This window comes from Aporhodopirellula rubra (assembly GCF_014192335.1).
Taxonomy (GTDB): domain Bacteria; phylum Planctomycetota; class Planctomycetia; order Pirellulales; family Pirellulaceae; genus Rhodopirellula; species Rhodopirellula rubra.
Map to the genome: position 1 here is coordinate 203,826 of NZ_JACHXU010000015.1, position 23,408 is coordinate 227,233.

At 55.4% G+C, this 23,408-nt stretch carries 31 protein-coding genes; 6 read left to right on the forward strand and 25 right to left on the reverse strand.

The window, feature by feature from the left end; genetic code table 11:
• Positions 1-17 precede the first annotated feature (17 nt).
• From FHS27_RS19840 to FHS27_RS19960, 25 genes are all read right to left on the reverse strand, one after another.
• Entirely contained in the window at positions 18-578 is a 561-nt protein-coding gene (locus FHS27_RS19840) for an adenylate kinase (protein ID WP_184306599.1), read from the reverse strand.
• A 283-nt stretch (positions 579-861) separates the two neighbouring features.
• Positions 862-2,256, reverse strand: a complete 1,395-nt coding sequence (gene secY, locus FHS27_RS19845) for a preprotein translocase subunit SecY (RefSeq protein ID WP_184306600.1) — start codon at positions 2,254-2,256, stop codon at positions 862-864.
• A gap of 415 nt (positions 2,257-2,671) precedes the next feature.
• Entirely contained in the window at positions 2,672-3,169 is a 498-nt protein-coding gene (gene rplO, locus FHS27_RS19850) for a 50S ribosomal protein L15 (protein WP_009104905.1), read from the reverse strand.
• 105 nt (positions 3,170-3,274) lie between these two features.
• Positions 3,275-3,811, reverse strand: a complete 537-nt coding sequence (rpsE, locus tag FHS27_RS19855) for a 30S ribosomal protein S5 (protein WP_184306601.1) — start codon at positions 3,809-3,811, stop codon at positions 3,275-3,277.
• 88 nt (positions 3,812-3,899) lie between these two features.
• Positions 3,900-4,268: a 50S ribosomal protein L18 gene (gene rplR / locus FHS27_RS19860; protein WP_009104908.1), complete on the reverse strand. Its 369-nt coding sequence runs from the start codon at positions 4,266-4,268 to the stop codon at positions 3,900-3,902.
• Between the two features lie 64 nt (positions 4,269-4,332).
• A complete protein-coding gene (gene rplF, locus FHS27_RS19865) occupies positions 4,333-4,878 on the reverse strand; it encodes a 50S ribosomal protein L6 (protein WP_184306602.1) in 546 nt (181 codons plus the stop codon).
• Positions 4,879-4,957: 79 nt separating this feature from the next.
• Positions 4,958-5,353, reverse strand: a complete 396-nt coding sequence (rpsH, locus tag FHS27_RS19870) for a 30S ribosomal protein S8 (protein WP_009104912.1) — start codon at positions 5,351-5,353, stop codon at positions 4,958-4,960.
• Between the two features lie 31 nt (positions 5,354-5,384).
• A complete protein-coding gene (locus FHS27_RS19875) occupies positions 5,385-5,570 on the reverse strand; it encodes a type Z 30S ribosomal protein S14 (protein ID WP_008674324.1) in 186 nt (61 codons plus the stop codon).
• 96 nt (positions 5,571-5,666) lie between these two features.
• Positions 5,667-6,242, reverse strand: a complete 576-nt coding sequence (gene rplE / locus FHS27_RS19880) for a 50S ribosomal protein L5 (RefSeq protein ID WP_009104915.1) — start codon at positions 6,240-6,242, stop codon at positions 5,667-5,669.
• Between the two features lie 79 nt (positions 6,243-6,321).
• Positions 6,322-6,669, reverse strand: coding sequence for a 50S ribosomal protein L24 (rplX, locus tag FHS27_RS19885; RefSeq protein ID WP_009104918.1), 348 nt, complete (start codon positions 6,667-6,669; stop codon positions 6,322-6,324).
• A 108-nt stretch (positions 6,670-6,777) separates the two neighbouring features.
• Entirely contained in the window at positions 6,778-7,146 is a 369-nt protein-coding gene (gene rplN, locus FHS27_RS19890; RefSeq protein WP_009104920.1) for a 50S ribosomal protein L14, read from the reverse strand.
• 90 nt (positions 7,147-7,236) lie between these two features.
• Positions 7,237-7,593: a 30S ribosomal protein S17 gene (gene rpsQ / locus FHS27_RS19895; RefSeq protein ID WP_009104922.1), complete on the reverse strand. Its 357-nt coding sequence runs from the start codon at positions 7,591-7,593 to the stop codon at positions 7,237-7,239.
• A gap of 86 nt (positions 7,594-7,679) precedes the next feature.
• Positions 7,680-7,886 (reverse strand): 50S ribosomal protein L29, encoded by a 207-nt coding sequence (gene rpmC / locus FHS27_RS19900; protein WP_009104924.1) that lies wholly within the window; start codon positions 7,884-7,886, stop codon positions 7,680-7,682.
• Between the two features lie 66 nt (positions 7,887-7,952).
• Entirely contained in the window at positions 7,953-8,360 is a 408-nt protein-coding gene (gene rplP, locus FHS27_RS19905) for a 50S ribosomal protein L16 (protein WP_255325535.1), read from the reverse strand.
• Positions 8,308-9,018 (reverse strand): 30S ribosomal protein S3, encoded by a 711-nt coding sequence (gene rpsC / locus FHS27_RS19910; protein WP_009104928.1) that lies wholly within the window; start codon positions 9,016-9,018, stop codon positions 8,308-8,310. The genes rplP and rpsC overlap by 53 nt, the downstream gene beginning before the upstream one ends.
• A 117-nt stretch (positions 9,019-9,135) precedes the next feature.
• Entirely contained in the window at positions 9,136-9,495 is a 360-nt protein-coding gene (gene rplV / locus FHS27_RS19915; protein WP_083905005.1) for a 50S ribosomal protein L22, read from the reverse strand.
• A 17-nt stretch (positions 9,496-9,512) separates the two neighbouring features.
• Complete coding sequence (gene rpsS / locus FHS27_RS19920; protein WP_044257302.1) at positions 9,513-9,782, reverse strand: 30S ribosomal protein S19; 270 nt, start codon at positions 9,780-9,782, stop codon at positions 9,513-9,515.
• Between the two features lie 29 nt (positions 9,783-9,811).
• Positions 9,812-10,672 carry a 50S ribosomal protein L2 gene (gene rplB / locus FHS27_RS19925; protein WP_184306603.1) on the reverse strand — a complete coding sequence of 287 codons (861 nt, stop codon included), beginning with the start codon at positions 10,670-10,672 and terminating at the stop codon, positions 9,812-9,814.
• A gap of 112 nt (positions 10,673-10,784) precedes the next feature.
• Positions 10,785-11,108: a 50S ribosomal protein L23 gene (rplW, locus tag FHS27_RS19930; RefSeq protein ID WP_044257306.1), complete on the reverse strand. Its 324-nt coding sequence runs from the start codon at positions 11,106-11,108 to the stop codon at positions 10,785-10,787.
• A gap of 55 nt (positions 11,109-11,163) precedes the next feature.
• Complete coding sequence (gene rplD, locus FHS27_RS19935; protein WP_009104935.1) at positions 11,164-11,835, reverse strand: 50S ribosomal protein L4; 672 nt, start codon at positions 11,833-11,835, stop codon at positions 11,164-11,166.
• Between the two features lie 11 nt (positions 11,836-11,846).
• Positions 11,847-12,497: a 50S ribosomal protein L3 gene (gene rplC / locus FHS27_RS19940; protein WP_246420330.1), complete on the reverse strand. Its 651-nt coding sequence runs from the start codon at positions 12,495-12,497 to the stop codon at positions 11,847-11,849.
• A gap of 383 nt (positions 12,498-12,880) precedes the next feature.
• Positions 12,881-13,207, reverse strand: a complete 327-nt coding sequence (rpsJ, locus tag FHS27_RS19945) for a 30S ribosomal protein S10 (RefSeq protein WP_083905006.1) — start codon at positions 13,205-13,207, stop codon at positions 12,881-12,883.
• Between the two features lie 145 nt (positions 13,208-13,352).
• Positions 13,353-13,979 (reverse strand): LutC/YkgG family protein, encoded by a 627-nt coding sequence (locus tag FHS27_RS19950; RefSeq protein ID WP_184306605.1) that lies wholly within the window; start codon positions 13,977-13,979, stop codon positions 13,353-13,355.
• Entirely contained in the window at positions 13,976-15,385 is a 1,410-nt protein-coding gene (locus FHS27_RS19955) for a lactate utilization protein B (protein ID WP_184306606.1), read from the reverse strand. Before FHS27_RS19955 ends, FHS27_RS19950 begins: the two co-directional genes overlap by 4 nt.
• A 141-nt stretch (positions 15,386-15,526) precedes the next feature.
• Positions 15,527-16,303 carry a (Fe-S)-binding protein gene (locus FHS27_RS19960; protein WP_184306607.1) on the reverse strand — a complete coding sequence of 259 codons (777 nt, stop codon included), beginning with the start codon at positions 16,301-16,303 and terminating at the stop codon, positions 15,527-15,529.
• A gap of 260 nt (positions 16,304-16,563) precedes the next feature.
• Here FHS27_RS19960 and FHS27_RS19965 point away from each other — a divergent pair, with 260 nt between their 5' ends.
• From FHS27_RS19965 to FHS27_RS19990, 6 genes are all read left to right on the forward strand, one after another.
• Entirely contained in the window at positions 16,564-18,183 is a 1,620-nt protein-coding gene (locus FHS27_RS19965; protein WP_184306608.1) for an ABC transporter permease, read from the forward strand.
• A 5-nt stretch (positions 18,184-18,188) separates the two neighbouring features.
• Entirely contained in the window at positions 18,189-18,983 is a 795-nt protein-coding gene (locus FHS27_RS19970) for an ABC transporter ATP-binding protein (RefSeq protein WP_009104950.1), read from the forward strand.
• A gap of 408 nt (positions 18,984-19,391) precedes the next feature.
• The gene (locus FHS27_RS31425) at positions 19,392-20,768 is read left to right on the forward strand and encodes an A24 family peptidase (protein ID WP_184306609.1); all 1,377 of its coding nucleotides are present in this window, start codon (positions 19,392-19,394) and stop codon (positions 20,766-20,768) included.
• A gap of 42 nt (positions 20,769-20,810) precedes the next feature.
• The gene (locus tag FHS27_RS19980; RefSeq protein WP_184306610.1) at positions 20,811-21,428 is read left to right on the forward strand and encodes an RNA polymerase sigma factor; all 618 of its coding nucleotides are present in this window, start codon (positions 20,811-20,813) and stop codon (positions 21,426-21,428) included.
• A gap of 5 nt (positions 21,429-21,433) precedes the next feature.
• A complete protein-coding gene (locus FHS27_RS19985) occupies positions 21,434-21,688 on the forward strand; it encodes a hypothetical protein (protein WP_184306611.1) in 255 nt (84 codons plus the stop codon).
• 189 nt (positions 21,689-21,877) lie between these two features.
• On the forward strand, positions 21,878-23,359 hold the full coding sequence (locus FHS27_RS19990) for a BON domain-containing protein (RefSeq protein WP_184306612.1): 1,482 nt from the start codon (positions 21,878-21,880) through the stop codon (positions 23,357-23,359).
• The last annotated feature ends 49 nt before the right edge of the window (positions 23,360-23,408 follow it).

Here is a 23,408-nt window from a genome sequence, read left to right on the forward strand (position 1 = left end):
GCACGTCGCCAGATCGCTCACCGACCAACGTTGATGGCATCACAGACGCGGTCGAAAACGACTTCCGGCATCGACATCGCATCGACCGCCCGGACGAGCCCCTGAGCGCCGTAGTGCTCGAGCAGCGGTGCAGTTCGCTCTTCATAAATCCGAAATCGCTCTTGGATGAACTCCGCGGAATCATCCGATCGAGCGCCAGTCTTTGACCGCTGGGCTAGGCGATACACCAATTCATTCGCATCAACGATCAGATGTACCACATGATCGATCTTCTGCGATGGCTCGCTCATTGCCTCATCAAATGCCTTCGCCTGCACGAGAGTCCGTGGGAACCCGTCAAGAAGGAAGCCACGTCGACAGTCATCTTTCGATAACCGTTCGGCTACCATTTTGAGGATAAAGTCGTCGGGCGCGAAATGCCCGCGATCGATACGGAGATGAATCTCCCCGCCTGTCTCCGCATCGAGAGACCGTAACATCTCTCCCGTACTGATATGCGGAACGCCGAGATGCTTGCTCAGCAAATTACACTGCGTCCCTTTTCCAGCTCCGGGTGGACCGATAAAGACGATCTTCACTGCTCAGGACCGCTGGACGAAACGAATCTTACCAAGACGCTCAAGTAATCAGACATCGATCACGCCCTGGTACCTTCTTTAACTAAAACGTCCAGGCTAATCCAACCTGAGCATTCTCAGTCCGCCGCTCAAAAAGCCAATGGAACAGGGCGAGCCGACTCGGCTCATCCAACGTTCCGTTGCGGACAATCAATCAGCAGATTGTACTGAATGTTTTCCTACGTCCCTGATATCTGCAAGCCCAATTGCACCGCAGATTAAGGACCTAGGACCAACTCCGACACTAAACCACAGGAGCGGTGCCGCCGCCGGCACCTTCGAGCAGCCCACGGTAATTTCGCATCACCAGGTGGCTATCAATTTTCTGCACCAAATCGAATGCAACGCTCACTGCGATCAACAGCCCCGTACCACCGTAAAATCCAGCGATGGAGTAAGGCACACCGAGTGATCCGTAAACAATCGTTGGTACGATCGCGATCAATCCGAGGAATGCGGCACCGACATAAGTGATTCGAACCATCACCTTCTCAAGGTAATCGGTCGTTCGACGGCCAGGGCGATAGCCTGGAATGAACGTCCCGCTCTCCTTCAAGTTATCGCTCATTTCCTTCGGGTTGAACGTGATCGCCGTCCAGAAGTAGCAGAAGAAGAAAATCAAACCGACATACAGAAGGTTAAAAAAGTAGGAGGTTTGATCGCCCATCGTGAGGCTGATCAGATTCAGACCGCGGAACAGTGGTCCCGACGAATCGAACTGTCCTGCCAGGAAGCCGAAGAACACGCCTGGAATCATCAACAAACTGCTAGCGAAAATGATCGGCATCACACCGGCTTGGTTGATACGCAGCGGCAAGTGCTGGCGGGTTCCGCCGTAAACGCGGCGTCCACGTGTAAATTTCGCCGATTGCGTTGGAATCTTACGCTGGCCGAGCGTGATGAACACCACTCCGAACACCACAACGACGAACAAGACCACCAGGATGATCAGCGTTTCAATTCCCACCTGACCCTTTGCCAGACCGGTCAATTCGGGCTTCATCCCCAACACCAACTCGTAAAGTGCCTTCGGCATTTGCGCCAGGATCCCAGCCATGATCAGCAAACTGATCCCATTGCCGATCCCGTATTCGTCGATCTGCTCCCCGAGCCACATGAGGAACACCGTCCCCGTGGTCATCGTCAACACAGCGACGATTTGCCAGCCGAAGTAGAGTTGCTGGTCCGCGTTCATAAAGAACGGGTTGATATTACTTTGACCACCGGCACCGGTCATCAACATGAATTTCAAATACATGTAACTCTGCACGAGGCAGATCACGACGGTCAGATACCGTGTGTACTCATTGAGTTTTTTACGTCCGGCTTCACCTTCCTTCTTCAACTCTTCGAGCGGCTTGTAAACGCTGCCGAGCAGTTGGAAGATAATCGATGCCGAAATGTAGGGCATGATTCCGAGGCCGAAGATCGTCGCCTGACGCAAATCGCTGGCGGCAAAAACACTGACCTTCTCGAAGAAGTCAGCCGCTCCACCACCCGCAGCGTCCTCTAGATTGGTAGCAATCATCGGCAACGGGATGTGAAACCCGATTCGATAAACCGCTAGGAGTCCAATCGTTAGAAAGACCTTCTTGCGTAATTCAGGAATCGAAAAAATGATTCGAAGCTTTTCCAACATCGATCTGTCCGTCGTCGATCGGTTAAAGGTGAGGCCAGTAGTGGCAAGACGGGCAGTCTAGCGATCCCGGAGCCTCACCACGAGAGTGATTTATAAACTGTTTGGATGAAACTACCACCGACTAGGCCGATTGACGACTGGGCACCGTCTCGCCGTCCGGTTGTTCGCGATCGTTGGGGCACGAGTGCCTCGCCGACGTCACGACGCTTTTGCGTGTGGGGCTTCCTCGGCGTCTCCGACACCGGTCATTCGCTATCCCATCGATGCGGCTGAGATCCGTTATGAAACCGCCTTGGCTCAAACCGCCAGGACAGCTCAAACACGAATGTCCAACCGTCGCGAGCGACCTTGCTCATCTCATCAATGTCAGCTCGGCCGGAAAATCATCCCATGCCAAGCCGGCAATCGAACTTGATTAGGCTTTTGCCTTCTTCAGATCAGCGACGCGCTCATCTGGAGTTCGCTTCGCGGCGATCTTATCAATCGTTCCGCCGGCAGCAGTGATCTTTTCCTCAGCCGACTTGCTGAAACGGTGTGCTTGCACGGTCAGCTTCTTGCTGATTTCGCCGTCACCGAGGATCTTCACTTCATCGAAGGTGCCCTTGGCAAGGTTCTTGTCCGACAACGTTTGCAGTGTCACGGTATCACCATCGTTGAACGCATCGTTCAGACGGCTGACGTTCACTGCGAAGACGGTGACTGACCACTTGTTATTGAAACCACGTTTCGGCACGCGGCGGAACATCGGCATTGCTCCACCCTGGAAGTTTGGCTTCCGGCTGTAGCCGCTGCGGCTCTTGTGTCCCTTGTGACCGCGACCGGAGGTTTTACCCGTGCCGCTACCAGGACCCCGACCAATTCGTTTGCGTTTGCGGTGCTTCGTAATGCCGCGATGAACGTCGTTGAGTTGCATAGTAAAAGATCTACTTTTGAAAGGACTTCAGGGCCGAGAAAATCTCTCGCTCGCAATCCTTCTGATGGTTGTTCAAAATTGGACGGTTGGGCTCACCAAAAGCGACTACGCTTCGATGAGGTCTTCAGGGGCGATGCCACGCAGCGCGGCAATCTGCTCACGGGTTCGCAACTTGCTCATCGCGTCGAGCGTTGCTTTCACCAACGTAACTGGATTGTTGGTGCCGTAGGATTTCGTCAGGATGTCGTGGATACCACATGCTTCGCACACAGCACGCACAGCTTGTCCGGCGATGATACCGGTACCGGCACCAGCGGGAATCAAGACAACCTTGGCCGCACCGAAGTGACCCCAAACTTGGTGAGGGATCGAACCTTCAACCAATGGAACGTGGATCATGCTACGCGATGCCTGCTTAGTCGCTTTCTGAACACTCGGTGGCACTTCGTTGGCTTTTCCGTATCCCCAACCGACTTGACCGTTGGTATTTCCAACAACCACCATCGCGGCAAAGCTAAATCGGCGACCGCCTTTAACCACGGCCGCACAACGCTTGATCTTCACGACGCGATCAATCAAATCACTGGGCAAACCCGGTTCTTCGTTCTTGTTACGTCGGCTGTTGCTGCGTGAATTACTCATGTGTGCAATTTGTCTGCTGGAAGGGTTGCAGAGGGCAATCGATTAGGCCACTGCGATTGTTGTGTACGTGGGATGGAGGTTGCTTAACCTAAAACTGCAGTCCGGCTTCACGGGCGGCGTCCGCGAACGCTTTCACACGACCGTGGTACTTATTGTGACCCCGATCGAGCTGCGCCAACTTGATACCGGCTTCGCTGGCACGCTCAGCAACCAGCTTACCAACCAAGGCCGCTGCGTCACAGTTGCCGCCCTGCTTGACTTGATCGCGTACGCTCTTGTCACGTGTGCTGGCACTCACGAGAGTCTTGCCTTGCTCGTCATCGATCACTTGGCAGGCGAAGTGCTTCAGCGACCGTTGGATGCACAGACGTGGTTTCGTCGCATCGCCACGCAATTTATTGCGAACGTGACGGCGGCGTCGAAGACGCTTCGACTGAATTTTCTTGTTCTTATCCATGACAGTAAACCGTTCGGGGAAAAGGTTCCTTCTCGAACCATTATCCCAGGTGATGGTGGGGTGATTATTTGGTTGCCGACTTGCCGGGCTTGATCTTGACGTATTCGCCTTGGTAACGCACACCCTTGCCCTTGTATGGCTCTGGCTTGCGAAGTGAGCGGATGTCTGCGGCGAACTGGCCTACTTTTTGCTTGTCACATCCCTGAACCACAACGTGCGTTTGGTCAGGACAGGTAACAGTCAGATCGGCAGGGATCTTCTTGTGCAATTCGTTAGCGAAACCGACACGGAGTTGCAGTGTGTCGCCACTGATCGCAGCGAGATAACCGACACCGACGATTTCGAGTTTCTTCTCGTATCCCTGCGTCACTCCGACGATCATGTTCGCCAGAATCGCCCGGGTCAGACCGTGGAACTCGCGGGAAGGACGACTGTCATCCACACGCGAAACGTTGGCTTCCTTGGCGTCCGCATCGACTTCAACGCTGACTTCGGGACGGTGCGTGAACGATAACTTGCCCTTGGGGCCTTCAACGTCGAGCGTACGATCGTTAACCGTGATCGACACGCCGGCGGGGATCGCGACGGGCTTTTTACCGATGCGGCTCATGGCTGATTCGCTTGATGAAACAGGAGGGTGTTTGAAACCGACCTCACATTGGTGAGGTCATGAAAGGACTAACGCAGGATCAGGAAACTTCGCAAAGAACTTCGCCGCCGATCTTATCTCGGCGAGCTTCCCGGTCGCTAACGACGCCCTTACTGGTACTGATAATTCGGATGCCAAGACCGCCGAGCACTGGACGCAACTCTTTGCTGCGAGAGTACAACCGACGACCAGGCTTGCTGACTCGTTTGATCGTTTGAATAACGCGTTCGCCATTGGGGCCGTATTTCAGCTCCAATCGCAGCGTCTTGACTGGTTCGGTGTCTTCTTCTTTCCAGTCCCAGATGAAGCCTTCACGCTTCAGGACGTCGGCCAAACCACGTTTAACGCGGCTAGCAGGAATATCAACATAGGGCCGTTCTACACGAACCGCGTTACGGATTCGTGTGAGCATGTCGGCAATGGGGTCGGTCATCATAGCTGTGGGTTCCCTTTAATTGTTTCCAAACTCACCAACTGGCCTTACGCACACCAGGAATCAACCCGGCGTTCGCATTCAAGCGAAAACAAATGCGGCACAAACCGAATTTGCGATAGACCGACCGCGGACGACCACAATAGTTGCAACGGTTTTCTTTCCGTGAGGAAAACTTGGGCGTACGAGACGCCTTGGCGATTTTGGATTTGCTTGCCACGAAAGGACCTGCGGTGAACGGAGCGGGCAACAAAGCCCAACTGGGAAACGTAACGGTGATGTGTATTAAACTAAATAATTCACGAGGACATCGGCACTAAGCCGCGCCCGACTTCTCTTTCGGCTGCTTGAACGGCATTCCGAATTGCTCGAGCAACGCCCGGCCTTCGTCGTTGTTCTTGGCCGAAGTGATGAAGCTGATGTTCATCCCTTGTGGCCGAACAAACTTGTCAGGGTTGAGTTCGGGGAACACCAGTTGTTCATTCAAACCCAAGGTGTAGTTGCCACGACCATCGAACGCCGTGCGACTGATTCCGCGAAAGTCACGCACCCGTGGCAACGCGACCGAAATGATCCGATCGAGAAACTCATACATGCGTTGTCGACGCAGGGTGACCATGCAACCGATCGGCATGCCTTCACGCAAGCGGAAGGTCGCGATCGATTTGCGGGCCAACGTCAATACCGGCTTTTGGCCAGCGATCTGTGTCATCGAGTCGACAGCCATGTCGAGCACCTTCTTGTCCGCAACCGCAGCACCAATCCCCATGTTCATGGTGATCTTTTCAAGCCGAGGGATCTGGTGAGGGTTTTTGAACCCGAACTGTTCCTTCAAAGCTGCGCGGACTTGTTCCTCGTAGCGGATCTGCAATCGTGGTTTCGTGTTGGACATGAGAGGCAACAAGCCGATTTATAAAACTGTGGGACTTAAAATTTGATGTCGTCGCCGGATAATTCGGCAACCAAGAACTTTACTTCGACGCCCGGGTCGCTTTGGCGGGGGCAACTTGGCCGAGGCTCGTTCCACTTCTTTTGGCAAATCGTTCTTTGCTACCGTCGGGGAGGTAACGCAAACCGATACGGCTTGGCTTACCATCGGTTGGGTCGACGATAAGAACATTGCTCGCACTGATCGGCATCTCTTTGCTGAGACGCCCACCCTGCGGGTTCTTTTGGCTTTGGCGAACGTGCTTCCAAACCTTGGCGGCACCTTCGACGATCACTTTCTTCGCGTCGCGATCGATCTTGATAATCTTCCCGCGATGACCTTTGTCAGCACCGGCAATCACGATCACTTCGTCGTCAATTCGGAAATTCATGTTAGTAGCTTTTAGCAATTAGCGTTGAGCGTTTAGCTGTTGTGTTTTGTTCGATGTCTTTGTTGAGGCTCGGGTCGATAGCGGTTCGCTACCGGCGAGAGCCCTAGCTCACACGACTTCGTTGGCCAGGCTGACGATCTTGGTAAATTTCTGTTCGCGAAGCTCTCTTGCAACCGCACCGAAGATCCGCGTACCACGTGGATTACGATCCTTGTCGACCAACACCACGGCGTTGGAATCGAAACGGATGTAACTGCCGTCGGCACGACGGGTTGGCGTCTTGGTGCGAACGATCACCGCACGCACGACGGACTTCTTCTTGACTTCGCTACCGGGAATGACGCTTTTGACACTGCAAACGATCACATCGCCGACCGTCGCAAAACGTCGACGACTTCCGCCGAGCACCTTGATGCACATCACTTGACGAGCACCGGTGTTGTCCGCAACGTCGAGTCGAGATTCTTGTTGGATCATTTAATTTACTTCAACGACAAAATATGTTTTTACTGGCGTCTGGCCCTCGTTGCGGAGCAACCAGGGCGACACGGAATAGGACTCGATTGCCTACGACGCATTGTCCGAAGAACCTTCACCCGCGTGGGTGACCTCGATCGTTTCGCTCTCGGCGGCGTTCATGGCCTCTTTACGAGCGGCACGAAGCGCGACCACGTCAACGGCGGTGCTCTTCTCGAGAACACGCACCAATCGCCAACGTTTCAGCTTGCTCAATGGCTCTGATTCGATGATCTCGACACGATCACCCACACCCGATGCATTGTCTTCGTCATGGACATGACAGACCGTGCGACGGCGGAGGTATTTCTTGTACTTCGGATGCTTGACCACGCGATTGATTTCGACGCGGCGCGTCTTGTTCATCTTGTCGCTGGTGACGACTCCGGCTAACACGCGTTTAGGCATGACGTTTCGGACAATTCATTGGGAGGGTATTACAGGTGAAGCCGCGGACGGCTTCAATGAGTTACTAGTTCAATTCGACAGGATGCTTACGCGTTTTGCGTCGCACGCTCTCGTTGGGTTTGGATCGTTTTGATCCGAGCGATCAACCGTCGGTTCTTGCGAATCTCGCTCGGCGTATTGAGCCGCTCGGACTGCGATTGAAAACGCAGCCGAAACAGTGTCTCCGCCGCTTCTTTCGCAGTCGCATCGAGCTGCTCATCGCTCATTTCGTGAAGTTCAGTCAATGATGTCATCGGTTCAACAAACGAAAAAAGGGAATGAGGTTATTGGTTGGGTCGTGTCGCCTGCTGGCCCGCCACCTAGGCAGGACGCCGAGCGACAAACCGAACCTTGACGGGCATCTTGCTGGCCAAACGAGCGAAACAAACTTTTGCTTGCTGTTCGGTCACGCCACTGAGTTCGTACAAAATGGTTCCCGGCTTGACGACCGCGGCCCAGAAGTCAGGCTCACCTTTCCCCTTACCCATTCGAGTTTCCAACGGTGTGCTGGTCACTGACTTGTCTGGGAAGATTCGAATGTAGAGCTTGCCTTCGCCGCGAACGTATTGCTGGGCTGCGATCCGGCCGGCTTCGATCGTTGTAGCTTTGATCCATCCGGCGTCCAGGGACTGAATTCCGAAATCGCCAAAAACGACCGTATTGCCGCGAGTCGCGTTACCTTTTATACGACCTCTTTGGCTTTTTCGATGCTTGACCCGTTTGGGCATCAACGCCATCGTTGTCGTCTCCGTAAGTACCTTGGTTAATCCACACCTGAATCCCGATGTGCCCCTGTGGCGTCATCGCTTCGGTGAATCCGTAATCGATCTTTGCTTGCAGTGTGCTGAGCGGAATCGAGCCGGCAATTTGTTTTTCACGCCGGGCCATTTCAGCTCCACCGAGCCGACCCGCCATTTGAATTTTGATGCCCTTGGCACCAGCATCCATCGTCTGCTCAAGAGAGCGTTTCATCGTCCGGCGAAAACTCGATCGTTTCGCCAGTTGTTGAGCGATGTCTTCGGCAACCAGTTGAGCTTGCAACTCGGGACGGCCGACTTCTTCCACCTTCAGGTTGATACGACGACCGACCAGGTTCTGAAGCTCAGCCTGAAGGATCTCAATTTCTTGACCCTTCTTACCGATAATCAAACCAGGACGTGCGACGAACATCATCACGCGGACTTCGTCACGGGTACGTTCGATCTCAATACGATCGATACCCGCAGCTTTGTATTGTGTTTTCTTGGGGTGCTTCGTGATGAAATCACGAATCTTCTTGTCTTCGACCAGCAAAGCCGCGTAGTCCTGCTTGGACGCGTACCAACGACTGCTCCAACCGCGTGTTACGCCGGTTCGAAATGCGATCGGGTTGACTTTTTGACCCATGGTGAAAATTCTGTGGGCTAAGGACTGAGGACTGTGTAAATGTTTTGCAATTTTCGTAATTGACGTCGACCGAGAGACACAGGCCAGTTCGACCCGCGTCCCCACAGTGGCATCACTTTATATTTCGTCGACGTGTGTCAATCCGACCCGGATGTGACTCGAACGTTTCTTGATCATGAACGCCATCCCACGAGCACGAGGGCGGATTCGTTTGAACATTGGGCCGCCATCGACGCGAACGTCGGTGACCACCAACTCTTCAATCTTGAACCCACGACCGTTGTTTTGGTCGGGATCCTGAGCGTTTCCGACCGCACTCTTGATAACCTTCTCGAGCATCCGGGCACCGCGTTGCGGTTGATACTTGAGAGTATCGAGCGCTTCGTCGGCATACATGCCACGGACCATGTTGGCCACCAGACGCACTTTCTGTGCGCTGATACGGGCGTTTTTGTGATATGCGTTGAATTGTGACATGTTTACCGATTCCTACCTTATCGCTTGCCTTTGCCACCGTGTCCGCGGAAAGTCCGCGTCGGTGAAAACTCGCCGAGCTTGTGACCGACCATGTCTTCGGTAACCAACACCTTCACGTGTTGGCGACCGTTGTGAACCATGAAGGTCACGTTGACAAATTCAGGCACGATCGTGCAGGCGCGGGACCAAGTCTTGATCGGCTCACTCGAACCGGCCTCGGCCGCCTTTTGGACCTTGAAAAATAACTTCGGGTCTACAAAAGGACCCTTTTTACTACTTCGACTCATGATTGATTCTCAGACGTTTGCTGGTCGGCCTACTTGTGAAGTTTCAATTGACCATAACGACGACTCTTACGCCGGCGAACGATCGACGAGTTGCTCGGCTTACGCTTCTGACGCGTTGCTCCGCCCTTGGCACTCTTACCTTGCGGACTTACCGGATGGCGACCGCCCTTCGTACGACCTTCACCACCACCGTGCGGGTGATCGATCGGGTTCATCGCAGTACCGCGAACGTGCGGCCGGCGACCGAGCCAACGTGCCCGACCGGCTTTACCGAGGCGGACATTCATGTGATCGTTGTTACCGACTTGGCCAATCGTTGCACGACAGGCACTTGGCACACGACGAACTTCACCGCTTGGCAACAACAACTGTGCCCAGTCGGCCTCACGTGCTTGCAAGGTCGCCTGTGTTCCTGCCGAACGGCACATCACTGCACCACGACCGGCTCGCATCTCGATACAACAAACTGCTGTACCCAGTGGGATATTCTTCAGCGGCAAGCAATTACCAACGGTCGGCGATGCGTCCGGACCATTTTCCAACCGGTCGCCCGCTTTGACGCCTTGGGGAGCGATCACGTAAAGCTTTTCGCCATCGCTGTATTTGAGCAATGCGATTCGAGCCGAACGGTTCGGGTCATACTGCACCGAGTCAACCACGCCGACAGCACCATCTTTGATGCGACGGAAGTCGATGACGCGATACATCTGCTTGTGACCACCACCACGATGCCGTGCGGTAATCTTGCCTTGGTTATTTCGACCGCCCGTCTTCTTCTTTGGACGCAACAAGGATCGCTCAGGCTTGTAGCCCTTCGTCAAGTCCTTGAAGTCGCTGACCGACGCATTGCGTCGACCGGCGCTGGTCGGCTTGTAGATTCGGATGCCCATGAGACAGTACTGAGATCTGAGTTTTAAGTTTTAAGTGTTTACGTCGCGTCTACTTTTGCCGGCTCTCAAACCAGGACTGCTTCGAGAGCCCTCGGCCCGAACCGCACATCGCTTAAAAGAAGTCGATGCGGTGATCTTCGTGCAGTTGAACAATCGCCTTCTTCCAGTCTGCCGTGCGGCCCATTTTATTGCGGAAGCGGCGGAACTTACCCTTGCGAGTCTGAGTTCGCACCGCCGTCACTTTGACGTCGAACAAACTTTCGACGGCGGCACGCACGTCGATTTTGGTTGCATCACGGTGAATCTGAAATGCGTACTGGTTATTTCGCGATGCACGGTGTACACCTTTTTCCGTCACGAGTGGACGAAGCAGAACCTGGTGAGGCTCAAGCTTGATCGTTCGCTCGGCTGGCTGAGGAGGTTTAATAGCTGACATAATTTTCTCCCGACTAGGAACCTGAGATTAAGAGAACACTCTTACTCAAACCCAACTAGGCGACGGTCTCCTCTTGGCTGGAATCCGATGACGAGGCACTCGCAAAAGTACCGTCTTTAATTTTGTCCAATGCGGCAGTCGTGAAGAGAACCTTCTTAGGTGTCAGCAACGACAACGCGTTGAGCTGACGAACGGGCTCAACACAAACGCCGGCGATATTACGACCGCTCTTGTAAACAACTGAATCATCTTCAGAGGTCGCGATCAAGGTCGTCACGCCTTCGAGGCCGAGACTACGAAGAACCGACGCCATTTGGCTCGTCTTCGGCGACTCGATACCAAAACCGTCGATCAACACCACTTCACCGTCATCGATCCGCGAGCGAATCGCCATGCGGGTCGCCAACTTAATGGCCTTCTTCGGGTGACGATAGCTGTAGTCACGTGGCTTCACGGTCCGAGCAACACCACCACCACGACGGACGTTCGTCCGCTTCGAACCGGCACGTGCGTTACCCGTCCCTTTTTGGCGGTACATCTTCTTGTTTGTGCCACTTACTTGACCGCGAGTCCGCGTGTTGTGGGAACCTTGACGCTTATTAGCTTGGTACATCACAACGACGTCGTGAAGCAATTGCTTACTGATTCGATCCGCAATCTGAGCGGTATCGATCTCGTAAGTGCCGACTTCTTTGCCGGACGCATTCAATACTGGAATAGTTGCCATTATCTCCGCCCTCAGACTTTGTTGGTTTGACGGATAGAAATGAACCCGCCATTGGGGCCGGGAACCGCTCCGCGAAGGAGCAACAAGTTGTTTTCAGTGTCAACACTGACAACTTCGAGATTACGAGTGGTCACACGGGCATTCCCGTACTGCCCAGGCATCTTCTTGCCCTTGAACACGCGACTTGGCGAGGCACTCATTCCGGTACCCCCGGCGTGGCGGTGACACTTCTTCACACCGTGCGATGCACGCTGCCCGGCGAAGTTATGCCGCTTCATAACACCTGAGAAACCGCGACCCTTGCTCGTGCCGGTAACGTCAACCTTCTTAACATCGGCAAATTGCTCGACGGTCAACGCTTCACCGACACTGACACCGGCGGGACCACGGAACTCGCGAATGAACCGCTGTGGTTCACAATCAGCCTTGGCGGAAAGCTCAACGCCTGCTGCTGCACGAACCTTCGATCGCTTGCTCTCGATCGCCGCAACTTGACCACGCTCACTTCGCGAAGCCAAACGACGAGGCTTGTCCTCGAACCCTAACTGAACCGCTTCGTAGCCGTCTCGCTCGACACTGCGAACCTGCAACACATGACAGGGACCGGCCTGCACGACAGTGACCGGGACAGCAGTGCCGTCCTCGAGGAAGACCTGAGTCATCCCCACTTTTCGGCCTAAAATAGATGGTAACATAACAATTCCTGCCCGCCGTTTAAGCGGCGAGCTACCTGCGATTTCGTTAGGAGTTCCGGGACTGCCCGACGATCCAACCGAACCAACTCGCTCAGCGAGCAACTCGACTGGTATCGCCGCAGCTTCCGACCATACGGAAAACCGTGACTGCAAAAAGTAATGAACGAACTCACCACCAACGATTGGCGACAAGCCTGACTCAAACGAACTCTCACCACTGAACAGCAGCGGAAGAGGACCGGCTAAACAACACCCACTCTTGACCGAGCGAGCAAACTGGCAACAAGACGGCTCAGACCCCCGGGAGAGTAAACTCAACCGAACGCGGCGTCCATGTCACGAGGACCAGATCAGCGGGCGGACGCCTTAATCTTGATGTCGACCCCAGCCGGCAGACTGAGTTTATTCAACGCTTCAATTGTCTTGGCCGAAGCCTGGACGATATCAACCAAACGCTTGTGCGTTCGGATCTCAAATTGCTGCCGTGCTTTCTTGTTCACAAACGGACTCGACAAAACCGTGTACCGCTCGATGCGGGTCGGTAATGGAATCGGACCGTGAACGATACTCGCAGTAGCCTTGACGGTATCAACGATATCGCGTGCGCTCTGATCCAGAACAGCATGGTCGTATGCTTCCATACGAATGCGGATTACTTCGCTGGCACCAGTTGACACGATCGAAACCTAACTTCAATGACGACGGACAGAGACCCCACGTCACAAACCATTTGTTGTGGGGAGGCGAGAATGTAGGGGCGAGTCGCGAAAGCGTCAACGGCTTTTGAACATTTGATGAAAAAATTATGCCGAAAACAGCAGTTCAAGGCGTCAAGAACACTTGCAATTTGCGACAACCGTGTGCCCCAAGCACCAGCGATTGCTCGATATCGGCGGTTTTGCTCGGCCCGGATACGAAAACACCGAACCCCGGTCTAGGCGCCCCAATCCGCGCATACGCATCATGCATGTGATCGACGATTTGACTCCTCGACACAACGATCGCCAAATACTGCGCGATAAAAATCATCACACGATGCGGCAACGTTGCACCGTCGATCCAGATGGCACCATTCTCGGCGATGGCAAATTCGCCGCGAGCGATTGTCCAGCCGAGAGATGATAGCAAATGAGGATCACTCACCTTCGCCAAATCGACGGTGGGTTCGATCGCCTCAGGGTAGGTTGATGCAATCCGATCGGCACTCGAGAACGCGTCGATGCCTTCGAGAATCTCTCGCACCTGTTCGGGCGAGTCGACGAGATGGCTCTCACCACCAACGAATTCGAGCGTTTCCTGAAATTGGCGGATACGGTCATCAAACTTGATCAACCTCCCCGGATCGACTTCAGGCAGCCCATCGGACGGCACCGCGCGACCTCGCAGACGATCGAGTATCAACTGTTTGCTGCCCTGCGGTTCTCTATTCTCAAACGCTTCGGCGATCATTCAGGTTGCTCCGGTTTAGCCACGTTTCGATTCTGTGCGTACCACGCTCGAAAGCTCTGTTTAGGGGGATCTGGCAGGTCGCGATCGATCGCCCATTCATTGAGCCTGTTGTGCGTGAGAGATTTCGGCAGGTATTTCAGCGCTACGCGAGCGGTATACCCTGCGGTGAAAAACAGCCTCGGGTGCCTAAACAGCCACGACGCCGCCTTCATCCCAACTCGCTTATTCCACGCCAACAAACGCTTCCCGACTAGCTCGCTTCGCCAAGCGAGCAATTGGTGATGCAGCGGAATCTTGACCGGACAAACATCGGTGCAGGATCCGCACAAACTACAGGCGTAAGGCAAACTCTTGTGTGCCTTCATGTCTTTCGTGGGCCCCAGCACGCTACCGATAGGCCCTGGAACGGTCGCCTGGTAACTGTGTCCACCGCTGCGTCGATAGACCGGGCACGTGTTCATGCATGCCCCGCAACGGATGCAGTTCAACGCATCCCGGAACGTATCGCTGTCACGGATTCGCGACCGACCGTTGTCGACCAGCACAATGTGCAGTTCGCTGTTCTCGTCGCGGGGTCCGTGGAAATGCGACGTGTAGCTGGTGATCGGCTGGCCGGTCGCACTGCGAGCGAGCAAACGGGTGAACACCGCGAGATTCTCAAATCGCGGCACTAATTTCTCGATCCCCATGCAGGCGATGTGGATCCGCGGCAGAGACACGCCCAGATCGGCGTTGCCCTCATTGGTGCAAACGACGATCCCCCCGGTTTCAGCGATCCCGAAATTGACTCCGGTGATGCCGACTTCGCCTTCCAAAAATTTCCCCCTCAAATGGCCCCGAGCCGCTTCCGTCAAGACTTGCGGGTCAGCCTCTCCTTTGCGAGTGCCGAGGTGCTGGTGAAACGTTTCGCCGACCTCTTCCTTTTTGATATGAATTGCTGGCAAAACGATGTGGCTGGGCGTTTCACCTCTTAATTGCACGATTCGCTCGCCGAGGTCGGTGTCGACAACATCGATGCCGTTATCGATCAGAAATTCGTTGAGACCGCACTCTTCGGTCAGCATCGATTTACTTTTGATGATCCGGTGCGTTTTGTTTTTTCGCAGCAGACCGAGCACGATTTCGTTGTGCTCAGCGGCGTCAGCGGCCCAGTGCACGACCGCGCCCATTCGAATCGCGTTGGCCTCGAATTCCTGCAAATAGTCGGGCAAATTGGCGATAGTGTGCCGCTTGATCGCGGACGCGGTCTCTCTCAAATACTCCCACTCGGGCAGCGATTGGGCCTGTCGATCGCGTTTCGTGCGAACGAACCAAAGGGAATCGTCGTGCCAATGCGATCGAGGCACGTTGTTAACGAAATCCTTGGCCGCTTGGGGGTGATCAACGATCGGTAGTGCGATGGACATAAAGCTTTATCGCTAGGTGATTAAAACAGGAAATAAGGAGGGACAGGGGAAACAGTGTCTGCGCCGGGTTGCTTCACGAAGATCGACCTCAACCGAAACACGCAGCCCAACAACGACCAACAAACCGCATCCTCCGGATGGTCAGCGGGCCGCCGATGCCGTCTGTTTCGTCGGCAGCGGTCTTCCCGCGAGCACTTCGGCAATGTGCATGACTTGCATCGGCATTTCGCGGCGTCGAATCAGTCCCTGCATGTGCATCAAACAGCTCATGTCACCGGCGACCAACACTTCGCTGCCCGATTGCACATGATCCTGAACCCGGTCCACGCCCATTGCGACGCTCGTCTCTCGCTCAGTAACCGCAAAAGTGCCGCCGAAACCACAGCATTCGTCTTGCCGGCTGATCGGAACCACTTCCACTCCCTCGAGCGATTCGAGCAGGATACGCAATTTGTTCTCGCGAGGAACCATCTGTTCACTACACGCACCGAGCCTCAACTCCCGCAACCCGTGACAACTGGAATGGACACTCACCCGATGTGGAAAACGACCTTTGATCGTGCGAACTCCCAATCGATCAACTAAAAACTCGCATAATTCGAACGTGGAATCCCGCAACTTGATGAACCGCTGATCATCGTCGGCGAAATACTCGGAATAGTGATTGCGGATCATCGATGTGCAGCTGCCCGACGGACACACGACCGCGTCATACCCCGAAAACATCTCAACAAATTGCCTTGCGACAGGCGCCGCGTCGGCGGTGCATCCGGTGTTGGCCATCGGCTGACCACAACACGTCTGCATTTCGGGAAAGGCAACCGAAAGCCCCTGCGACTCCAGCAATTCCAGGGTGGAAATCGCGACATCGGGGAAAAATTGATCGATGTAGCAGGGAACGAACAGTGCGACGTTCATGATTGTTTTTAGATAAGGGCAAGGGGAGGCAGCAGTGTAGGCATCCGCTAAACGCAACCTCTATATCGGCTGCAAATCATCCATGATAGGCGATCGATGGCAGAATCGGATCGAGAAGCCGGCGCAAAGTGTATACATTTCACACCCGATCATGAACGGAGATTGACGTTGTTGCAAGCGACGCCTGCCGCGTAGACTCCGCCGAAGATCGAAATTCCCGGTCTCGTTAGAGTTGCCTACTGTCGTATCAAGGGACACGGATGTACCGCTTGCTGCTTTGTTTCCGCTATCTACGCACCCGCTACATCGCGTTGGCGTCGATTATCAGCGTCACCCTCGGCGTCGCGACGCTGATCGTGGTGAACAGCGTGATGGCAGGTTTTTCTGCAGAAATGCACGAAAGGCTTCATGGATTGGCTTCGGACATCTTGATCGAGTGTCATGCCAGCGGTGGCATGCCCGACCCGGACGCGCACCTCGCAGAAATCCACCGCGTTGTCGGCGACGATATCGAAGGGGCCTCCGTCAGCGTTCACGTGCCTAGCATGTTGGGCATCGACTTCAATGGACAACTGATCACACGGCACGTCAATCTCGTCGGGATTGATGCGGAGACCTACGATACGGTCAGCCATTTCGGGCGATATCTGATTCACCCGGAAAACCAAAAACAAGTCGACTTTGATTTACGTGAAGCCGGCTTTGCCGAAACACGCGAAAACTTCCCCGCGTCGGGATGGCACTACCGCCGCGCCCGCGTCGCCTACGAGCGTGCTCTCGATGAAGAACGTGCCCGCGTCGAAGCGATGGACCGTGAAGTCGCAAAACTCAGCACCACCCTGCCCCAGCATCCCAACGACTCTTCCGCATCCGAAGACGGCCTGATCGATGAGGACTCTCCCGAGAGCCTCGCCTCGGCGGGCCCTTCGCTCGGCCCGCTCTTGCCTCCTGAACTCAACGGTGGAGACACCAGTGGCGTGGCAGCGACTTTCGATCCAGCCACCGAACAATACCCCGGCATCATTCTGGGGATTTCAACCTGTTCCAACAAACTCCGCGATGACGCGGGCAACGTCCGCGACCATTATTATTGTCGCCCCGGTGATGACATCCGGATGATGTTCCCGAGTGCTTCAGAGAACCCGAAGGTCCTCAATCAAAAGTTCACCGTTGTCGATCTCTATGAATCAGGAATGAGCGAATACGACAGCACGTTTGCTTTCGTACGGTTGGACCAACTCCAAGAATTTCGTGGGATGATTGATCCGATCTCGGGCGTGAAGAGCGTCACAACGATTCAACTCAAACTGATCGAAGGTGCCGACCTGAATGCGGTCCGCGACGCCCTGCGAAAACGATTCCCGCCCGACCAATTTGCATACAGCATTCAAACCTGGCGCGACATGCAGGGGCCACTGCTCGCCGCGGTTCGATTGGAAACGACCATTCTGAACATCTTGCTGTTCCTAATTATCGCGGTCGCAGGCTTTGGAATTTTGGCGACGTTCTTCATGATCGTTGTGGAAAAAACACGCGACATCGGCACCCTTAAAGCCCTGGGTGCGAGCGGCAGCGGCGTGATGAGCATCTTCCTCAGTTACGGATTGCTACTGGGCATCGTCGGCAGTGGTGTCGGTCTGCTCGGGGGCATCCTGTTTGTCGACAACATTAACGAAGTCGCCGGTGTGATCGAACGCGTCACCGGCCAAGAAGTGTTCGACCCGACGGTCTATTACTTCACCGAAATCCCCACCATCCTGAACCCATTCACACTCGCGTGGGTGATGGCGGGTGCGGTTGCCATTGCAACGGCCGCCTCTGTGTTGCCTGCCATGCGGGCCGCACGTATGCATCCCGTCACCGCCCTCCGATTCGAGTAGCCCTCATGAATAATTCATCCAACACTCCGATCCTACAGGCGCGTGGGATCCGAAAGAGCTACTACAAGAATCAAATCGAACTGCCGGTTCTTCGCGGCGTCGATGTGGCATTTGCCCGTGGCGAGATGTCGGCCTTGGTCGGTCGCAGCGGCAGTGGCAAGAGCACGCTGATGCATCTCCTGGCAACGCTCGACCAACCCGATGAAGGTGAAGTTTGGTTCGACGGAAACCGCGTGGACAATCTTTCGCGCCGTGGCCGTGACCAATATCGCAACCGCGAAATCGGAATCATCTTTCAGTTCTATCACCTGTTGCCCGAATTGTCGGCTCTGGAAAACGTGCTCGCTCCTGCAATGATCTCGCGCAGCGTGCTCGGCTATTTTCGTCAGCGTAAATCGCTCACCGCTCGGGCCGAAGCGATGCTCGACCGCGTCGGACTCCTCGACCGAAAGACGCACAAGCCGTGCGAAATGTCGGGAGGTGAAATGCAGCGTGTCGCCATCGCACGATCGCTGATGAGCGAACCACAACTCTTGCTCGCCGACGAACCCACCGGCAACCTGGACACCGAAACGGGGGAGTCGATCCTGCAATTGCTACGACAGCTCAACACCGAAGACGGTCTCACCGTTGTCATGATCACTCACGACGACGCCATCGCTGAACGGGCTGATCGATGCTACCGCATGCAGGACGGTTTGCTAGTCGACCGGTTTGAGAACGAACCGGCCAACCCTGCGTCCGCCTCACGCGGTAACATCGCGACGAAGCCTCTGGCCCGCGCGGTCAGCGCCGCCTGACGCTCGCAGCCGAGATCAACGGGATCGAAAGTACGACGGGACTGAATAACATCTCGGCCGCAGAGTTGGCAGGACGGAGAGATTGGCGGCAGGCGGATCTCGCCCGACAACTCTCCCGCGGGGCGTAACGGCCGTCGCAAGAGAAACGGCCGTCGCAAGAACCGTTAGTCGCGTCCGCCCTGATCGAACACCGGCGTGACGCGACCTCATCGCAATCCGGCAACTGAGCAGATAGAGTAGTGCCTTCGCACGAGCCGTCGGCGCGTCGAGAGGATGAACGATCAAACGCCCTCTCTATTCGTCGTTGATCTCTGCTTCAAAAACTGTCCACGCGTGCCTGCTCGCCACCGGACGTTTGCTCTCGAGCATCTGTCCTTGCCTGAACCGATTTGAGGGAACCTTCCTAAATTGTCCCGCCAGCGTCGTCCTTATCGATCGGTCGCGTTCTTAGTGCTACTCGGATACATCGCGGTCGCGGCGTTGTATGTCCTCGTCGCCGGCTGGGCGGTCGCGTCGGGACACCTGCGAACGACTGGACACTGGCACGGGTCGTTTGGACAAACGTTGCTACCGCGGATCAACGACGTGGTTGTGTTCACTTTCTTTCTGGTCTGCGGTGCCAGCGTCGGCAGTTTTTTGAACGTCGTCGTTTGGCGGATGCCACAGGGGCTGAGCGTGAACGGGCATTCCTTTTGCCCGCGATGCCGCAACACACTCCGCGCTCGAGATAACGTTCCCGTGTTCGGATGGCTGTGGTTGGGGGGCCGTTGTCGCGATTGTCGATTGCCGATCTCGCCCCGCTACCCGATCGTCGAAGCAGCCGTTGCCATCACATTTGCGACCATCGGAACCGCCGAAATCTACGCATGGAATTTGCCTTATCGGTCGTACGGCTTTCAATTGGCGATGGCGTCACCGTGGGTCGACGGTGGACAACTCATCATCGTTCTCTATCACCTTGTTGCGATGGGAATCATGTGGGCGATGGCGTTGATTCGCTACGACCGCAATCGCATTCCGGGACGTTTGGTGCTGTTCGCTGCCGTTTGGTTGATTGGAGGCATGCTGGTGGTCCCATCGGCGGCCGTCGTGCCGTGGCAACTCAAACTTCCTGCCGGTTGGCCTCCTTCGGATTGGCTGTTCGCCGGCGGTCGGCCCTTCGATCCGGCCACATTGGTCCAATCGTTCGTACGAGTTTTGACGGCATTGGTGGCCGCAGGTTTCTATGCCCGGGTTTTGGCGAGAGCCTTTTGTCCTCGAGCGGATTTGAAGCTCGATCCGTTAGGTGATCAGACGTCGAGGCTGCTCGATTTGGTGCTGCTAATCGCGGTGGTTTCGATCTTGATCGGTTGGCAGGCGACCAGCGGTGTTCTGCTTTTCGCCTCGCTTCTGGCGTGCGGAGTGGGAGTCTTTTTCTCAAAACCCACTAATAAAACTCCGACTGCAACGAATACCGGAATAGACAGTGAGATCACCGGGCCCGAAATCTCGCACGTGTCACCTTCTTCACAATCATCGACCGGATTTGTGTCCGCGGACACTGACGCGCTGGGACGATTTTCGCTGTGTTTGCCAGTGGCTCTGCTGTTGCAGATTTTGCTATGGCGATCGCTGGCTCTCTCGGGTTGGTGGCCGAGTGAACAGGCACCTCGTGGCGTTTTACTGGGCTTCGCACTGGCCACGCTTTTCATTCCGCTATGGCTTCGCGAACCGCGACAATTCGGCCAATCCGATTTTCCGTCAGACGATTCGCCCGAGGAGTTAAACTCGGGGGCTCCCGAATGAACACTCGGCCGGTTTTCGGCGTCCCATTGAAAAACTCCACCTTTGGTTCCGAGCAACGAATTGACCGAGAGCGACGAAGTCGAACTGATTCGCCGAGCCTTGGCAGGCGAAGAGCAGGCGTTCGAGTCGTTGGTTCTCGAGCATCAGGACCGGCTTTATAACGCCATGATCCAGGTCACCGGCTCGGTCCATGATGCCGAAGAGGTGACGCAGGAAGCCTTCATTCGGGCATTCCTGAAACTGAATACGTTCCAGCAAAACAGCCAATTCTTTACCTGGCTGTACCGCGTCGCGTTCAACATCGCGCTCTCGCGAAAGCGTCGCAAACGAGCCAAAATTTCGCTCGACCAACAGCGTGAAGATATCGGCAACGATGTCGTCGACCATGGCGAAGCCGTTGACGCTGGCATGATTCGCCAAGACCAAGTCAGCCTAGTGCAAACCGCGATGAGCCGGCTCAGCGAGCAACATCGTGGAATTCTGGTCTTGCGGGAAATGAACGAAGCTTCTTACGAGGAAATCTCTGAGATCCTCGAGTTGTCGATCGGAACGGTTCGCAGCCGCCTCAACCGGGCCCGCAAGCAACTGCGGATTTCGATCGAAGAACTCCAATCCGATGCTACTGCGGACGATGTTGCCGCGACCGACGACGAGGGCTGAGCCTCATGAACTCACGAAACGATTCTCGACCTGGTGAATTTTTCGACGCCTCGAGCGATCCGGTGCCTCCCGATCCGCACACCGGTCGCGAGAGCCGCCCGTTCCTGGGCATTCAGTTTCGCTGCTGCCGCACTTACGGACGAATCTACCGTGATTCTGGACGGACTCAATACAAAGGCAGTTGCCCGCGGTGCGGTTCTCGGGTGAGTGTCCCGATCGGCCCCGGCGGCCAGGGATCGCGTTTCTTCTCTGCCGGTTGATCGGTCGCGGCGTAGTTTTACCGACAAAATCGGAAAAAACCTGCCGTTAGTGCCCCCTCACAACCGAAACAGTCCATAGCACCGTTTGATTCAACAGGCGATTACAGCGATTCCGCCGCGCCGTTTGGCGTACATCTAGGAAATATCGCAGTGCGACAACCACATATAGGGCCGTAGGGAGGCATTTCAATGCGACGCAAATATTTTGGACTGGCGATGGCTGCCGTTGCCACCCTGGGCCCTGCTCAGGCATTTGGAGGCGACCGAGAAATCGCGCAGTCCATCATCGAACGACTCAAGGTGAGCCGTGACGCTGGTGACTTAAAAGGTTTTTCACTCGACATGAAAGTCGACGAGGGCGTGGTCCTGTTCCGAGGCAAAGTCTCGGGCGACCAACAACGTGCTCTCGTGTTGGCAACATCGGAAGGAATCGACGGCGTCCGTGACATCGTCGACGAACTCGAAGTCGCCTCGACTGAAGTCGTGACCACGAAGCCCGCCAAGATCTACAAGCCAAAAACGGCAGCGATCGCAATTGCTCCTGAGCAATCGGCACCTGCCCAAGAAAATGGCTTTGACTTCGCCGAAGCACTCGCCGAAGACAAACAAGCCAGCCCGGCACCGGCAATGTCGCTGCCTGCGGAAATGATCGCCGAAGCCACCGCCGAACCGGTTGAAACCGTTTCAAACGTCGAACTGGCCGTCACCAACCCGGTCGAAAACATCGCACCAGTTTCCGTACCAGCACCGGTCAATATCCCGGCACCTGTTACCGTACCTGCACCAAAAGTTGCTGCTCAGGAAGTTGCAGCTCAGGAAGTCGTGCCCGGCACGGTTCTTCCCGCAGCGGCATTCGAGGACGACGCGGTCAACCTCGCCACTCCGTTGCCACAGCCCGTGGTCAACGCTGAGGCTCAACCGCAACCAATGGCACCGGCTCAGGTCAACGACGAACAACTGACCGCATCGGTCGTTCGTGCGATCGGTCGGGCTCAATCCGAAGGTCACTTGAAGAACTTCGGTGTCGACGTCAACGCCTACAACGGCGTCATCGAACTCGAGGGCAAAGCCGCTTCGAACCAACAACGCGAATTCATCGAAATGGTCGCCCAACATGCTCCTGGAGCACGTGGCGTCCGTAACATGATCGAAGTGACCGCTCCATCGAACGGCGGCGTTCCTGCTCGTCAGGTCGGCCATCGCACCTCGATGCCAACCCTGGCTCCTGCGATGCCGCAGCATGCTCAAGGATTGCAGCCGATGCCACGTCACATGCAAGCCGGCGTGCCTGCTCGCCCCGCATCGTACGGCGGTCAGCAAATGATCAACGGCGAAATGGTCGTCCCCGGCAGCATCGTCAACCATGGCCCAACCATGGGCGGTCAAGTCGTCGGCGGTGGAGCCCCTATGATGGGCCAACCCGTCCCGATGGCCCCTGCTGCTCCAGCAGGTGCTCCTCGATACGACTCACCAAACCTGCCTAACTACGCATGGCCAGGCTACGCCGCTCACCCGAACTACGCTGCTCTGTCGTACCCACAACAGTACAGTCCTTCGGCATTCCCATTCATCGGCCCGTTCTATCCTTACCCACAAGTCCCATTGGGATGGCGGAAGGTCAGCTTGGAATGGGACGACGGTTGGTGGCAACTCGACTTCACAGACAAATAGTCCTGTGAGTCGTAACTAACCCTTCCGAGGGAAACGATCTATCGAACGC

Bases quoted from the DNA above. Each gene is read 5' to 3' on its own strand.
- rpsC (WP_009104928.1), bottom strand. From the start codon at position 9,018: ATGGGTCAAAAAGTCAACCCGATCGCATTTCGAACCGGCGTAACACGC.
- rplC (WP_246420330.1), bottom strand. From the start codon at position 12,497: ATGACTCAGGTCTTCCTCGAGGACGGCACTGCTGTCCCGGTCACTGTC.
- rpsQ (WP_009104922.1), bottom strand. From the start codon at position 7,593: ATGCCTAAACGCGTGTTAGCCGGAGTCGTCACCAGCGACAAGATGAAC.
- rplF (WP_184306602.1), bottom strand. From the start codon at position 4,878: ATGAGCCGCATCGGTAAAAAGCCCGTCGCGATCCCCGCCGGCGTGTCG.
- rplN (WP_009104920.1), bottom strand. From the start codon at position 7,146: ATGATCCAACAAGAATCTCGACTCGACGTTGCGGACAACACCGGTGCT.
- FHS27_RS19950 (WP_184306605.1), bottom strand. From the start codon at position 13,979: ATGATCGCCGAAGCGTTTGAGAATAGAGAACCGCAGGGCAGCAAACAG.
- rplV (WP_083905005.1), bottom strand. From the start codon at position 9,495: ATGTCACAATTCAACGCATATCACAAAAACGCCCGTATCAGCGCACAG.
- FHS27_RS19985 (WP_184306611.1), top strand. From the start codon at position 21,434: ATGAACTCACGAAACGATTCTCGACCTGGTGAATTTTTCGACGCCTCG.
- rplE (WP_009104915.1), bottom strand. From the start codon at position 6,242: ATGTCCAACACGAAACCACGATTGCAGATCCGCTACGAGGAACAAGTC.
- FHS27_RS19960 (WP_184306607.1), bottom strand. From the start codon at position 16,303: ATGAACGTCGCACTGTTCGTTCCCTGCTACATCGATCAATTTTTCCCC.
- rplP (WP_255325535.1), bottom strand. From the start codon at position 8,360: ATGCCCAAACGGGTCAAGCATCGAAAAAGCCAAAGAGGTCGTATAAAA.
- FHS27_RS19955 (WP_184306606.1), bottom strand. From the start codon at position 15,385: ATGTCCATCGCACTACCGATCGTTGATCACCCCCAAGCGGCCAAGGAT.
- rplO (WP_009104905.1), bottom strand. From the start codon at position 3,169: ATGCAACTCAACGACGTTCATCGCGGCATTACGAAGCACCGCAAACGC.
- rpmC (WP_009104924.1), bottom strand. From the start codon at position 7,886: ATGACATCATTGACTGAACTTCACGAAATGAGCGATGAGCAGCTCGAT.
- rplD (WP_009104935.1), bottom strand. From the start codon at position 11,835: ATGGCAACTATTCCAGTATTGAATGCGTCCGGCAAAGAAGTCGGCACT.
- FHS27_RS19965 (WP_184306608.1), top strand. From the start codon at position 16,564: ATGTACCGCTTGCTGCTTTGTTTCCGCTATCTACGCACCCGCTACATC.
- rplR (WP_009104908.1), bottom strand. From the start codon at position 4,268: ATGGATAAGAACAAGAAAATTCAGTCGAAGCGTCTTCGACGCCGCCGT.
- secY (WP_184306600.1), bottom strand. From the start codon at position 2,256: ATGTTGGAAAAGCTTCGAATCATTTTTTCGATTCCTGAATTACGCAAG.
- rpsS (WP_044257302.1), bottom strand. From the start codon at position 9,782: ATGAGTCGAAGTAGTAAAAAGGGTCCTTTTGTAGACCCGAAGTTATTT.
- rpsH (WP_009104912.1), bottom strand. From the start codon at position 5,353: ATGATGACCGACCCCATTGCCGACATGCTCACACGAATCCGTAACGCG.
- rplB (WP_184306603.1), bottom strand. From the start codon at position 10,672: ATGGGCATCCGAATCTACAAGCCGACCAGCGCCGGTCGACGCAATGCG.
- rplW (WP_044257306.1), bottom strand. From the start codon at position 11,108: ATGTCAGCTATTAAACCTCCTCAGCCAGCCGAGCGAACGATCAAGCTT.
- rpsE (WP_184306601.1), bottom strand. From the start codon at position 3,811: ATGAGTAATTCACGCAGCAACAGCCGACGTAACAAGAACGAAGAACCG.
- rplX (WP_009104918.1), bottom strand. From the start codon at position 6,669: ATGAATTTCCGAATTGACGACGAAGTGATCGTGATTGCCGGTGCTGAC.
- FHS27_RS19970 (WP_009104950.1), top strand. From the start codon at position 18,189: ATGAATAATTCATCCAACACTCCGATCCTACAGGCGCGTGGGATCCGA.
- FHS27_RS19990 (WP_184306612.1), top strand. From the start codon at position 21,878: ATGCGACGCAAATATTTTGGACTGGCGATGGCTGCCGTTGCCACCCTG.